This window comes from Shewanella sp. 10N.286.48.B5 (genome assembly GCF_002874355.2).
In the GTDB taxonomy this organism is placed as follows: Bacteria; Pseudomonadota; Gammaproteobacteria; order Enterobacterales; family Shewanellaceae; genus Shewanella.
The window spans coordinates 1,662,062-1,675,980 of the sequence record NZ_MCVG02000001.1; the positions used below are offsets into that span (position 1 = coordinate 1,662,062).

Genomic DNA, 13,919 nt, shown 5'->3' on the forward strand with positions numbered 1-13,919 from the left:
TAAAAAAGAATTATTGAGGAACTAACAATGAAAACGAAACTAACCGCAATGCTAATGGCTGCATCCCCTACTCTTGCATTTGCCCACGAAGGTCATGGCGCAGTCAGTCTATTTCATCATCTGTATGAACTCGCACCTGCTATTGCATTAGTAGCCATTGTCGCCTTAGTTATTTACAACAAAACGCGATAACTTGCTTAGACTGCACTTATTTAAAACAGCACTTATTTTAACAAAAGTCGCTTAGTCAATATTAGTTAGCCAGATACAGCCGGCTTACTTTTAATGCTATCCCTTTGAGCCAGAGCTCCCCACTGCGCTCAATGGGTAGTTTTTTTGTATTTATCAGCCAGCCCCGCAAACATAACTAATTTGTCTGGCAATAATGCTAAGCTGCCTCACCTTCTATCTTGAAACAGTCGTGGTTAAAATAAATCCTCAGCAGTGCAAGCGTCTATCAAGCCAAAAATGATATTACCCTCTATTTTGTGTAGTTTATGTCATTCTTAAGGCTAATTTGTTCATAAAACCATCTAAAAAATCTAGTTCACGCTTATAAATCGGCTTTGTTTAGCTTAAGGTAATATTTCACCAAGACCACAAGTTAACTGATCCAAGGATGTACTATGTCAGCAGCTACGATAATTGCCACTAACCGATTTGGACTTGGCGCGAGGCCAAACGAACTATCCCTAGCGACTAACGATCCAAAAGCCTACTTAGTTAAACAATTGGTGATCCCAGAGTTTGAAGCAACTGAATTCAACTCTGACGAAATAATCCGTCAAGTAAGCGAATTTTTAAGACAAGAGCAGCTAGCAAAAAAAAACCGTCAAACTGAAAATATGATGTCCATGCAAGGTCAATCTAATGCAAATAAAGCCAACAATAAAAAGAAATTTAACGGGCCAAAGCCACTGCCGCCACACAAACAAGCCTATTACCAGCTAACAGCCAGTGCATTTAATAGCGCAATCAATTCTCCAAACTCATTAAGCTGGCGTTTATTACATTTTTTTTCAAATCATTTTAGTGTCACAGTCAGTGGACGAGTGATGACAGCACTTGCCGCCACATTAGAGCGTGAAGCCATAGCGCCAAATTTATTAGGATCATTTGCAGACATGCTACTGGCAGTGACCAGTCATCCTGCCATGATACGTTATCTCAATAATGAAAAGTCGTTCGGTGCAAATTCCCCTCTTGGCAAGCGAGGCAAAGGGTTAAATGAAAATCTAGCTCGAGAAATCCTCGAACTGCACACCCTTGGGGTTAATGGTGGTTACACTCAAGCTGATGTCATTGAGCTAGCAAACGGAATTAGCGGGTGGAGCATTGCCAACCCCAGAAAAGATAATGCCACAGGTTTTATCTATCGAGTCAATGGCCATGAGCCAGGACCTAGAACCCTACTTGGTAAACAATATCCTGCCGCACAAGACAATGCCTCTGGCGTTAAACAGGGTCAAGCTATGCTGGCTGATATTGCCAAACAGCCACAAACTGCAACCCACCTGTGCTATAAAATAGTTAAATATTTTATAAGTGATAATCCTTCTGAAACACTGCAAACCAAGCTTGTTGAAACATGGAACAGCACCAATGGCAACATCAAACAAGTTATGCTGACCTTAATTAATGCAGACGAGTCATGGCAGCCTGAACAGCTGAAGTTTAAAACCCCCGTTGAACATGTCATCTCTAGTTACCGCGCAGTTAATAAGCCTGTCACTAACATGCAAAAATTACTTAAGCAGTTAGGTGAAATGGGTCAACAGCCTTTTAAAGCGGGCTCCCCTGAGGGATTTGGCGATCTAGAACCAGACTGGAACAGTGCTAATGCATTAATGACCAAAATCAACTGGACCACACAATTTGCTACCTCCCAACGAGATTCTGATACCGCTCAGGCAATTAATACCTTATATGGCAACTCATTATCTGAATTATCATTTAATACCATTACCCGTGCAGAAAGTCGTGAACAAGCTTTAGCGTTATTATTACTTAGCCCTGAGTTCTTAAGGAGATAACATGCAACGTCGTGAATTTATTAAAGGGATCAGTGCCAGTTTAGTGATGTTAAGCAGCGGCCTAGCGCCTAGCTCTGTGGCGAATGCAACATCCGCGTCCTCAGCTAAAACTAAAAAGAATATCGTCTGGGTCATACTTCGCGGCGCACTTGACCCATTGCATACCATAGTGCCACTAAAGGAGCCTAACTTTTCTCAATTAAGACCCACGCTAGCCGATAATGTCGCCAATTCAAAACTCGTGTTAAACCCACAATTTAGTTTAAATCCAGTATTAACCAATATGCATCAGTGGTATCTCGACAAGCAACTGTTACCTATTGTGGCAGTATCGTCTGGTTACCCTGAGCGGTCACATTTTGCTGGACAAGACTTTTTAGAAAGCGGTGGAGAACTTAAAGAGCTTGAGTCTGGCTGGTTAGGACGAGCCATAAGTGCCTCACTAGATCATAATAACAATAGCGCTATTGCCATATCAAACGCTATCCCTATCAGTTTACGCGGGAGTGATAGTGTCAATACTTGGTATCCCACTAAAGGAGAGCCCGCTGATGAAGATATTTATCAGCAGTTAGCCGTGCTTTATCAACAAGACAAAAAATTATCTCAAAACCTAATGGATGGGATCTCATTGAAAGAAATGGCCATGCGAGGTGGTGGCAATAAGAGTCGTAAATTTGTCGCCTTAGCCGAGGCCTGCGGTAATTTCTTAAACCAAAGTGATGAAATAGATTGCGCCATGTTAGAAATGGGCGGCTGGGATACCCATAGCAACCAACATGGTCGCCTTAACCGTCAATTGAGCCAATTAGATAAAGGCCTAGAAGCACTTAAAAGCGCTTTAGTTAATCAATGGCAAAATACTGTGATAATTGTTGCTACCGAGTTTGGCCGCACTGTAAAAGAAAATGGCACCTATGGTACGGATCATGGCACTGGTAGTGCTATGTTTATCGCGGGTGGCGCAGTAAAAGGCGGTAAAGTCTTAGGGCAATGGCCGGGACTTAAACCTGAGCAGTTATTTCAAAATCGAGACTTACAACCTACCAGTAATAGTTTTAGCTGGATATCGACTGTGATGCAGCAACATTGGCAATTAACAACTGAAGAGATAAATCACATACTGCCAAACAACACACCCTATGATGTACCTATCATTAGCTAAACCCGTAGCAATACAATCCCTAAAAAAATGCCTGACTTATTGCTAAGTCAGGCATTTATCATCTGAGGCTATTAACCCTTTGGTTTAAACTTTAGGCTTTTAACGCACTATCAATCATGACTTGCGCCTGACTAATAATTTCAGCTAAATGCGCTTCACTGACAAAGCTTTCTGCATAAATTTTAAATAATGCTTCAGTGCCTGATGGACGCGCGGCAAACCAGCCATTTTCAGTGGTGACTTTTATGCCGCCAATTGCCGCATTGTTTCCTGGCGCATGGGATAAAATAGCCGTAATGGTTTCACCTGCAAGGACTGTATCGGTAAAGCTATCTGACGATAAGGTCTCAAACTTGGCTTTTTTCTTCAGGCTTATGGGACTATCGATACGGGTATAGTAACTCTTACCAAACTGTTCAGTTAGCTCGACATAACGCTGGGCAGGTGTTTTACCTGTTACCGCTAAAATTTCAGCGGCTAACAAAGCTAAAATAAAACCATCTTTATCGGTACACCAGGTTGAGCCATCTTTATTTAAAAAGGCAGCGCCGGCACTTTCTTCACCGCCAAATGCGATACTACCGTTAGCAAGGCCATCCACAAACCATTTAAAGCCCACTGGTACTTCTAAACAATGTCGTTGATGTGATTGACAAATTCTGTCGATAATTGCACTTGATACTAAGGTTTTACCAATGGCTAAGTCTGCCGCCCAATCTTTGCGGTAAGTCAGCAAGTAATCTATAGCGACAGCAAGGTAATGATTTGGGTTCATTAATCCAAAACCTGGGCAAACAATACCGTGACGATCGTAATCTGGATCATTACCTACACACACATCAAAGTTTTCGCTATGTGCCAGTAATCCCGCCATGGCATAAGGTGATGAACAATCCATGCGGATTTTTCCATCTTTATCTAACGGCATAAAACCAAAACTTGGGTCGACTTTGTCATTGACTAAGGTAATGTCTAAACCATATTGCTCAGCAATGTGAGACCAATAATAAATACCAGAGCCACCCAATGGATCGACACCAATTTTAATTTTAGCTTTTGCTATCGCTTCGAGATCAATAACCTTGCTTAATGCATTAACATAAGGTGCGATAAAATCAACTTCATTAATCCAGCCTGACTCTACAGCAGTACCGTAATTGACTTTTTTAACGCCATTTAATTGATTAGCTAAATATTCATTGGCAGCGGTTTCAATTTGTTTAGTGATCTCGCCTTCAGCAGGTCCACCATGGGGCGGATTATATTTAATACCACCATCTTGAGGCGGATTATGCGATGGTGTAATAATAAGACCGTCAGTGAGATCACCGCCATTAACATTGGCACTCACAATAGTTTGTGAGACGACCGGTGTTGGGGTAAAACCCTCATCTTTTTGCACTCTTACAGCGACTTGATTCGCTGTGAGTACTTCAAGCACCGACATATAAGCTGCATACGATAGGGCGTGGGTGTCAAAACCTACAATCATAGGCCCGCTGATACCCGCTTGTTGACGATAATCAACCACAGCCTGAGTAATAGCCCAAATATGATTTTGGTTAAAACTGGCCTTAAGTGAACTGCCGCGATGACCTGATGTACCAAAGGTCACTTTTTGCTGCACATCTTCAACATTAGGGACGATTCGGTAATAGTGGCTCATCAATTTGGGTAAATTAATCAAATCCTTTTGTATTGCTACAGTGCCTGCTCTGTCATGAATTGCCACGGTATACTCCCTATTTTAGAAATTTAAAATTGCCTTAGATTCTGTCTGAAATTGATTTTGCCAGCTCTTCATTACAGCCGAGTTGCAATAACACTTCTGATAAAATAGTGCGCTTTTTGGCGGTGTTATTATTAGTGGTAACCCAATAACCGCTAGTACCAATTTCCTTCGGATTAGCAGACTGACTGGCTTTTAATAATTCCGCTTTTGAACGAGCAAAATATAAACGGCCCCGGCCTTGGATTTTTAATATTTGATCAAAAGTGGCTGGCGTCATTGCAGAAAGTGACTCTAACAAAAACATAAAGCGCCCTACTGCGCCTTTTTGCTGAGATAACATATGTTCATGTACAACAGTGTTGAAATCGACCTCAGTGTTTACTTCTTCAATTACGGCAGGTTCAACGACTTCTGGTGTGATAACCTCAGCCTTTACTTTAGCAACGCTTGTAGCATGGGCGGTTTCTAAGCTAGGTTGGCTTATCGCTAAAGGCTCTACAGGTTCAACTGATTCAATAGAAAGATCCAACAAACGGCGTAAAATATCAGATGCACTTTCACCAATGCGTTCTGTTTTACTTGCAATATAACGATAGAGTTCTTCGTCTATCTCAATATATTTACTCATTAATGCTTCCTTTGGTCTTAATCTATAGTCAAAAACGTCAAGCCACTTACGACATTAAATAATGACCAGTGGCATTACCGATCGATTTAGATCGATCTTTATATAATGACAGTCTACCCATCTCACGCCGATGGTAAAGAGTAAAAACAGCTAAACATCTCAAAATTAGTCAATTTCACATCATCAATGGCACTGATGGATGCTTTAATGAACATATAACAACTGACTAATTCATTTCAGTTCTTGATCATCATCCCCTTTTACAGGCAAAATCACGCCTTCGTTGACAATCAAAATGGACATTTCAATGCATTACGTTTCATCAGGTACTGGCCCTGCAGTGGTTTTAATTCATGGCTTATTTGGTAATTTGGACAACCTGAAAAACCTCGCAAATGCACTGGAAGCAAACCATCAGGTTATTCGTGTCGACTTACCTAACCATGGTTTAAGTGAACATTGGCAATATTTGGACTACCCACTCCTTGCCGAAGCTTGCGTAGAGTTGCTAAACAGCTTGAATTTAACCGAAGCACATTTTGTTGGCCATTCGATGGGCGGTAAAGTCGCCATGGCTTTAGCGTTATTACATCCCGAAAAAGTCACTAGCTTAGTGGTTGCAGATATCGCCCCAGTGGCTTATGAACCACGTCATCAAACCGTATTTGCAGGGTTAACATCCTTAACTCTAGATCAATCCACCAACAGAAAATCAGCATTAGAGCATTTAATCAGCGCTGATATTGATTTAGGTACCGCGCAGTTTTTGCTTAAAAACCTGCAGCGAACCGACAATGGCTTTGAGTGGAAAATGAATCTTGACGGTTTAATCGAGAATTATCCGCAAATCATTGCTTGGGATATCACCGACAAACAATACGATAAGGCCTGTTTCTTTATCCGTGGTGGTGACTCTCAATACGTGCTTGCAGAGCACACCAATGCCATCATGACGCAGTTCCCTCGTGTCAGTGCCAAAACCATCAATGGTACAGGTCATTGGTTACATGCCCAAAAACCTGAAATATTTAATCGATTAGTTGCTGAGTTTATCGATAGCAATAGCCAATAATTAACTTGTAAATTTTCATTAATAGAAGCCAACAAATATGGCTCATAGTATATCTATGTGATATATTCCCGCCCTCTTTTAGCCTTAAAGCATTACTAAAGGAAAAAACATGTTGAATCAGTATATGGATCAAATTGAGACATTAGGTCTAAACTTGTTTTTTGCTTTAATATTTTTCTTTATTGGTATGGCTATTCACGATGTCCTTAAGCAAGGCCAAGTGCCCAAATTTGGACGTTACATCGTATGGTTAGTATTATTCCTTGGCTGTGCCGGGTTTGTAGCAAAAGGTATTATTCAGATCACCTGGGAAGGTTCAGGGATCGGTTAAACAGAACGATGGCAAAAGAAACAACAGATAGAACCACCATTGACCTGTTTGCTTCAGAGAAGCGTCGTGGACGTCCTAGAAGCAACCCCTTAAGTCGGGAACAACAGTTAAAGGTCAATAAGCGCAATCAAATACAACGTGATCGCGCTAACGGATTAAAACGAATAGAGTTAAAGGTGTCACAAGTTTTATATGACGCCTTGAACGAACAAGCATTGGCCAGTAACATCAGCCGTAGCCAGTTAATCGAATTAATCTTGCAACAACAAATCGACAACTGAACCGTTTTTTTAAATTCGCAAAGCGAACATGATATTTAAAGGATAGACAATGGCAACTGTAGGTCTTTTTTTCGGTAGTGACACTGGTAATACCGAGGCTGTAGCCAAAATGATCCAGAAGAAGTTGGGTAAAAAAATGGTCGATGTCAAAGACATCGCCAAAAGCACCAAAGAGCAAATCGCTGAGTTCGATTTGATCTTATTTGGTATTCCAACATGGTATTACGGTGAAGCTCAATGCGATTGGGATGACTTTTTCCCAGAGCTAGAACAAGTTGACTTCACTGATAAGTTAGTCGCAATTTTTGGCTGTGGCGATCAAGAAGATTACGCTGAGTACTTCCTTGACGCTATGGGCATGGTTGGTGATATCGTATCTGAGCGTGGCGGGATCATTATTGGTCATTGGCCAACAGAAGGTTACGACTTTGAAGCATCAAAAGGTTTAGTTGACGACAAACACTTTATTGGTTTAGGTATTGATGAAGATCGTCAACCTGAACTGACTGAAGAGCGTGTTGACGCTTGGGTTAAGCAAATTTATGAAGAAATGTGCTTAGCTGAATTAGAAGACTAATATTGAGTCTCTAACTTTGTTTTTACTGTTAAGTAAAAACAGTTTAAAAAGCGGCCATAGCCGCTTTTTTTAGCGCTGACATTTAGTGCCAAATAGCTAGCTGCTGTGTTGAGAGAAAAAAGTGAACAAATCAAGCAATCAACATTGGGATATATTCTGCGCTGTTGTTGATAACTACGGCGACATCGGTGTCACCTGGCGTTTAGCCAAACAATTGCACGCAGAATACGGTATTGAAATCAATTTATGGGTCGATGACTTACACAGTTTTTCGCATATTTTGCCGCAGTTAAACCCAGCTATAGCCCAGCAATACTTTTGCGGTGTTAATATTTTTCAATGGAACAACCCATTAGATATAGAGTACAAAGCTGGAAGCGTATTAATTGAAGCTTTTGCTTGTGAATTACCTTCACAAGTTAAAAGCAGTATTGAAGAACTCCACAACCATAATAAACACCACACTTCAACCTCATCACATACTCCACCGCTATGGATAAACCTTGAATACCTTTGCGCTGAAGATTGGGTCGACGGCTGTCACGGTTTACCTTCAATGCAACAAAGTGGCCTTAAAAAGTATTTTTATTTTCCTGGGTTTACTGCAAAAAGTGGCGGATTGATTTGCGAGCAAGACTTATTTAGTCAACGTAATGCTTGGCAAGCTGATAGCAGTAATAAACTGTCATTGTTTCGCCAATTAGGTTTATCAGGCATTAACGCTGAAGATGTCGTCGTATCAGTATTTAGTTATGAGTCACAAGCCCTAGCAAGTTTGGTCAAGCTTTGGCGTCAATCAAGCCAAACCATGCATGCGTTAATTCCCGTGGGCAAAAGCTTAACCAGCATCATTGATTTATTGCCAGTGACCATAGAAAACATTAAACCAGGTCAGCAATATCAGCTGGAAAATCTGGTTATTCACATTCTGCCTATGACAGATCAAAGCGGCTTTGACCGACTGCTTTGGAGCTGTGATATCAACATTGTTCGCGGAGAAGACTCTTTTTTGCGCGCTCAGTGGGCAGCTAGGCCGTTTATTTGGCATATTTACCCACAAGATGAAGATTATCACCTAGTAAAACTGCAGGCTTTTGTTAATATCTATACTCACAAACTTGATGATAGATTTGCAAATATCTTCTCGGAAGTAAATTTTGCATTCAATCAGCAACGTGCCGATATCTCAGATTATTGGCAACAACTTATTTCAGTGCAATTGCCTATGCAGCGTCATGCTACAGATTGGGCAGTTGATGCTAAAAATGATGCAGATCTTGCTACACGTCTGGTTCAATTTATTAAAACCAGCTAAGATACTGCGCAATTAAAATTAATACCTAAAATATAGGAATAAAGTAATGAAAACTGCTCATGAACTCCGTCCTGGTAACGTGATCATGTTAGATGGCAGCCCATGGGTTGTTCAGAAAACTGAAACAACTCGCTCTGGTCGTAACGCTGCAATCGTTAAAATCAAATTAAAGAACGTTCTACAAGACTCTACCACTGAAACCACCTTTAAAGGTGATGACAAAATGGAAGATATCATCCTAGAACGTTTAGCATGTACTTATTCTTACTACGCAGATCCTATGTATGTATTTATGGATGCTGAGTACAACCAATATGACGTTGAAGCTGACAACTTAGGTGATGCTTCTGCTTATATCGTTGACGGTATGGAAGAAGAATGTTCAGTCACTTTCTACGAAGGTAAAGCGATTTCTGTTGAATTACCGACTAGCATCGTTCGTGAAGTAACTTACACTGAACCTGCTGCTCGTGGTGATACTTCAGGTAAAGTAATGAAGCCAGCAACCATTACTGGTGGTGGTACTGTTACGGTAGCTGAATTCGTTAAAATCGGTGATAAAATCGAAATTGATACTCGTACTAACGAGTTCAAAAAACGCGTTTAATTATCGCTATCATTAGGGAGGCCCTTAACGGAACCACCCTAAAAGTCTAAAAGCCAGCAATTGCTGGCTTTTTTGTTTTTTGTATTTATTTTATGCACTTAGTTAGCTTATCTTTAATAAGAGAGTTGCACTCAAAAACACCAGCAATTCAGTGTTTCATCTTACTCATGCTCATCAATTTAGTCATTTAACCTAACCGAGTATCGATAATATAAGCCGCACAGTACAATCCGCTAATAAACTCAATAAAATATTCAATTAATCCTTTTCTCACTGCCATTAATTCGTTATTGTTCGGATACTTATGTCGTATTAGTAACTTGAGGCAAGTATGCGCCCTATTATCAAATCCAATAAACTCGATAGTGTTTGCTATGATATTCGAGGACCTGTTCATAAAGAGGCACGCCGCCTAGAAGATGAAGGTCATAGAATATTAAAACTTAATATCGGCAACCCTGCCCCTTTTGGATTTGAAGCCCCTGAAGAAATTGTCCGTGACGTCATTTTAAACTTACCAAGCGCTCAAGGTTATTGTGAATCAAAAGGGCTATTTTCAGCCCGTAAAGCCATTGTGCAGCATTATCAAGCTCAAGGGATCTTTGGTATTGATATCGAAGATGTCTATATCGGTAACGGTGCATCTGAGCTTATCTGTATGGCATTACAAGGTCTACTTAATACCGATGATGAAGTACTGATCCCCTCACCTGATTATCCGCTATGGACCGCTGCTGCCAACCTTGCTGGCGGTAAAGCGGTGCATTATCGCTGCGATGAAGAGTCAGACTGGTTTCCGGATATTGACGATATTAAAAGTAAAATCACCCCGCGTACCCGCGGCATTGTGATCATCAACCCCAATAACCCTACAGGTGCGGTATACAGTCGTGAGTTATTGTTAGAGGTGGTTGAACTGTGCCGTCAACATGACATCATTTTATTCGCCGACGAAATCTACGATAAAATTCTTTATGATGAAGCTGTGCATGTACATGCAGCTTCGCTTTCAGATGATATTTTGACAGTGACGTTTAATGGCTTATCTAAAGCTTACCGCGCAGCAGGTTTTCGCGTTGGCTGGATGGTTCTCAGTGGCAATTTAAAAGCCGCCAAAAATTATATTGAAGGTTTAGAAATGTTGGCCTCAATGCGCTTGTGTTCAAACGTACCTAATCAACATGCGATACAAACTGCTTTAGGTGGCTATCAAAGTATTAACGAGCTAATACTGCCAAATGGCCGTTTAACCGCCCAAAGAGACGTCTGTTATGACGTGCTTAATTCAATACCCGGTGTTAGCGTTAAAAAACCTAAGGGAGCTTTATATGCCTTCCCTAAGCTGGACTTAAAGAAATTTAATCTTAGAGACGATGAAAGACTGGTACTGGATTTATTAAAATCTGAAAAAATGCTTTTAGTCCAAGGTACCGCCTTTAACTGGCCAGAGCCAGATCATCTGCGAGTGGTATTTTTACCCCACAAAGAAGACTTAACTAAGGCACTCACAGATTTTGGCAACTTTTTAGAGAACTACTCACAGTAATCAAATTACTGCCGTATTTATCAGTAATAGTCATAACAAACACAGCCACTATAGTTTTTATCGTGGCTGTGTTTATATGCTCATGACAAGGCGCTATCGATTACGCGAAACTCTATAGCAACCAGCTAAAGTAAACGGCTAAAGTAAACGGCTAAAGTAAACGGCTAAAGTAAACGGCTAAAGTGAACGGCTAAAGTAAACGGCTAAAGTAAAGGGCTAAACAAATAAAAAACTTGTTCAATCACCCTTTTGTACCAAGGGCGTTTATTCCACTGTGCTAAAGTAAGTTGCTCAGAATCATCAATATAGCTTTGCTGTAACTGCTGTAATTTATAAGCGAACTTAACATCGTCAACCGCTAAAGTGAGTTCAAAATTTAGCCACAAGCTACGCATATCCATATTTACCGTACCAATCAAACAATGTTCATCATCAATCAACACCGACTTAGTGTGCAGCAAACCACCGTTAAACCGATGAACTTTTATGCCAGCATTTAACAGTTCAGTGAAAAACGAACTACTGGCCCATTTGACCATAGTGGAATCGTTGCGCCTTGGGATAATAATATTAACATCAACTCCCCGTAACGCTGCGGTGACTAAGGCCACTAACAAGTATTCACTGGGTACAAAGTAAGGTGTGGTGATCACTATTTTTGAACGGGCTTGATATAAGCTTTGTAGTAATACTTGGTGGATCACATCTTCAGGCATGCCAGGACCTGAGGGAATAACCTGAACTAACGACGAAGTGTCAGTCGACTCAGCTGCTGGTGGCTGCTCAGGTAAAAAGCGCTCATTGGTTTCAACTTCCCAGTCCCAGCTGCTTACGGTATTAATCACTGGTACAACAGGTCCGGTGATCCGCACCATCATATCAATCCACTCTCCCACCTCGCTGGACTGCTTAAAATATTTAGGATCAACTAAGTTCATTGAGCCGGTATAGCCCACGGTATTGTCTATGACAACAATTTTACGATGCAAACGCAGATCCATGCGCCTAAACAGCATACGCAGTGGACTAACAATCAATGCCGGCACCACTTTAATTCCTGCATCTGTCATTAACTTTGGCCATGATGATTTGAAAAACTGGCGACTGCCGGCGGCATCCAATAGTAATTTAATGGCGACATTACGCTGGCTAGCGGCAATCAATGCATTAGCCACTTCATCTGCAAGACCACCGGGATGCCAAATATAAAACTCCATATGAATACAATTTTTAGCCTTATTTATATCGCTAATTATTGAGTTTAAAATGTCATCGGTAGTATGTTTTAACACCATTTCATTGGCAGTAAGAGATGGGATCCTTAATTGGGTGTCACACAAATGACTAATAGGAATAGCATAATGACTTTGGCTTTCTGGTTTATGGGCATTATGCTCATATAACGCTTTAAACCACTCGGCATAGGGTTTATACATGGCTTTTGAACGATTTGAGCGGGTTTTACCCAAATGCAATTCACCAAATAATAAGTAGGCAAACACCCCAACAAAAGGCAAAAAGTAAATAATCAACAACCAAGAAAATGACACGCCGATACTTCGACGTTTGATAACGATTCGAATTGCCACCACACCTAAAATAAGCCAATAAAGCACCACACCAACAATGGCAATAATTTGGGTCAATTGATCCATAGTTTTTACAGTATTCCTAGGTGTATTGAAAAGTTAATAGTAAAGTTGATTGTACTCTTTAAACAAGCAAGCATATAGCAAAGCTAATCATTCAGCTGTCATACATCTATCTCGAGGTAACATTGAACCTTAACAAATTAAAATATTGGATCATGATCGGGCTATTGTTAAGTGGCGGTTTGTATTTATTTGTAGTGACGAAATTCAATGGCGAAGCCGAGGTTATGATGAGCGAACTACAACCCATGTTTGTGTCTCAATGTTTATCCCAAACAGTCAGCAAGCCCCTTGATCAACAAGGACGCTTACGTATTGCCGTTTGGAACATTTATAAACAACAAAAGAGAAACTGGCAAACTGAATTACAGCAAATCACTCAAGGCTCAGATTTGTTACTTCTGCAAGAAGCCAAACTTAATCGTCGTTTCTCAAAGTACTTAGCCGATACCCAGCACCATGTGGTAATGGCCAAAGGGTTTAACCTGCTTAACGTACCAATGGGGGTTATGAATATTTCATCTCAACCAGCTAATGAAGCCTGTGCCTATCAAACTGCAGAACCGTTAATCCGATTCGCCAAATCGACTCTTGTGGCCACCTACCCATTATCTAATGGCCAGCAATTACTGGTGGTCAATTTACATGGCGTTAATTTTGACTGGCGACTAAATAGTTACGAATCACAACTGAAAAAAGTGCTAAAAAAAGTCGCCATACATCAGGGGCCGGTTATTTTAGCAGGAGACTTAAATACCTGGCGAGAAGGTAGAATGAGTATCGTAAGGCAACTCACTCATGGCCTGAGCCTAACAGAAGCTAAATACAAAGCAGATTTTCGTAAACGGGTGTTTGGCTTACCACTTGATCATTTATTTTATCGCGGTTTAACCTTAATAAATGCAGACTCTAACGAAACCTCAGCCTCAGATCATAATCCGATCCAAACAGAGTTTATCCTGCAATAACACCCTGAGCAA

Annotated in this window: 14 protein-coding genes; 11 read left to right on the top strand and 3 right to left on the bottom strand. The window is 40.8% G+C overall.

Annotated features, from left to right (window positions below; genetic code table 11):
* Positions 1 to 27 precede the first annotated feature (27 nt).
* The 3 genes from BCU57_RS07205 (at position 28) to BCU57_RS07215 (ending at position 3,198) form a co-directional block, all read left to right on the top strand.
* The gene (locus tag BCU57_RS07205; RefSeq protein WP_198589276.1) at positions 28 to 192 is read left to right on the top strand and encodes a hypothetical protein; all 165 of its coding nucleotides are present in this window, start codon (positions 28 to 30) and stop codon (positions 190 to 192) included.
* Positions 193 to 626: 434 nt separating this feature from the next.
* Positions 627 to 2,033, top strand: a complete 1,407-nt coding sequence (locus tag BCU57_RS07210) for a DUF1800 domain-containing protein (protein WP_102435493.1) — start codon at positions 627 to 629, stop codon at positions 2,031 to 2,033.
* 1 nt (position 2,034) lies between these two features.
* On the top strand, positions 2,035 to 3,198 hold the full coding sequence (locus BCU57_RS07215) for a DUF1501 domain-containing protein (protein WP_102435495.1): 1,164 nt from the start codon (positions 2,035 to 2,037) through the stop codon (positions 3,196 to 3,198).
* Positions 3,199 to 3,289: 91 nt separating this feature from the next.
* Here the strand turns inward: BCU57_RS07215 and pgm are convergent, their stop codons facing one another.
* Complete coding sequence (pgm, locus tag BCU57_RS07220; RefSeq protein WP_102435496.1) at positions 3,290 to 4,930, bottom strand: phosphoglucomutase (alpha-D-glucose-1,6-bisphosphate-dependent); 1,641 nt, start codon at positions 4,928 to 4,930, stop codon at positions 3,290 to 3,292.
* Positions 4,931 to 4,964: 34 nt separating this feature from the next.
* Positions 4,965 to 5,558, bottom strand: coding sequence for a replication initiation negative regulator SeqA (gene seqA / locus BCU57_RS07225; RefSeq protein WP_102435498.1), 594 nt, complete (start codon positions 5,556 to 5,558; stop codon positions 4,965 to 4,967).
* A 307-nt stretch (positions 5,559 to 5,865) separates the two neighbouring features.
* Here seqA and BCU57_RS07230 point away from each other — a divergent pair, with 307 nt between their 5' ends.
* The 7 genes from BCU57_RS07230 (at position 5,866) to BCU57_RS07260 (ending at position 11,287) form a co-directional block, all read left to right on the top strand.
* Positions 5,866 to 6,630: an alpha/beta fold hydrolase gene (locus BCU57_RS07230; protein WP_102435500.1), complete on the top strand. Its 765-nt coding sequence runs from the start codon at positions 5,866 to 5,868 to the stop codon at positions 6,628 to 6,630.
* Positions 6,631 to 6,739: 109 nt separating this feature from the next.
* Entirely contained in the window at positions 6,740 to 6,961 is a 222-nt protein-coding gene (locus BCU57_RS07235) for a DUF2788 domain-containing protein (RefSeq protein WP_076540959.1), read from the top strand.
* Between the two features lie 8 nt (positions 6,962 to 6,969).
* Complete coding sequence (gene ybfE, locus BCU57_RS07240) at positions 6,970 to 7,242, top strand: LexA regulated protein (protein WP_076540961.1); 273 nt, start codon at positions 6,970 to 6,972, stop codon at positions 7,240 to 7,242.
* A gap of 49 nt (positions 7,243 to 7,291) precedes the next feature.
* Positions 7,292 to 7,819: a flavodoxin FldA gene (fldA, locus tag BCU57_RS07245; RefSeq protein WP_076540963.1), complete on the top strand. Its 528-nt coding sequence runs from the start codon at positions 7,292 to 7,294 to the stop codon at positions 7,817 to 7,819.
* Between the two features lie 121 nt (positions 7,820 to 7,940).
* Entirely contained in the window at positions 7,941 to 9,134 is a 1,194-nt protein-coding gene (earP, locus tag BCU57_RS07250; protein WP_102435502.1) for an elongation factor P maturation arginine rhamnosyltransferase EarP, read from the top strand.
* A gap of 46 nt (positions 9,135 to 9,180) precedes the next feature.
* Positions 9,181 to 9,741: an elongation factor P gene (gene efp / locus BCU57_RS07255; protein WP_076540967.1), complete on the top strand. Its 561-nt coding sequence runs from the start codon at positions 9,181 to 9,183 to the stop codon at positions 9,739 to 9,741.
* Positions 9,742 to 10,072: 331 nt separating this feature from the next.
* Positions 10,073 to 11,287: a pyridoxal phosphate-dependent aminotransferase gene (locus BCU57_RS07260; protein ID WP_102435504.1), complete on the top strand. Its 1,215-nt coding sequence runs from the start codon at positions 10,073 to 10,075 to the stop codon at positions 11,285 to 11,287.
* Between the two features lie 203 nt (positions 11,288 to 11,490).
* Here the strand turns inward: BCU57_RS07260 and cls are convergent, their stop codons facing one another.
* The gene (cls, locus tag BCU57_RS07265; protein ID WP_102435506.1) at positions 11,491 to 12,942 is read right to left on the bottom strand and encodes a cardiolipin synthase; all 1,452 of its coding nucleotides are present in this window, start codon (positions 12,940 to 12,942) and stop codon (positions 11,491 to 11,493) included.
* A gap of 122 nt (positions 12,943 to 13,064) precedes the next feature.
* Here cls and BCU57_RS07270 point away from each other — a divergent pair, with 122 nt between their 5' ends.
* The gene (locus BCU57_RS07270; RefSeq protein ID WP_413211414.1) at positions 13,065 to 13,907 is read left to right on the top strand and encodes an endonuclease/exonuclease/phosphatase family protein; all 843 of its coding nucleotides are present in this window, start codon (positions 13,065 to 13,067) and stop codon (positions 13,905 to 13,907) included.
* Positions 13,908 to 13,919 lie beyond the last annotated feature (12 nt).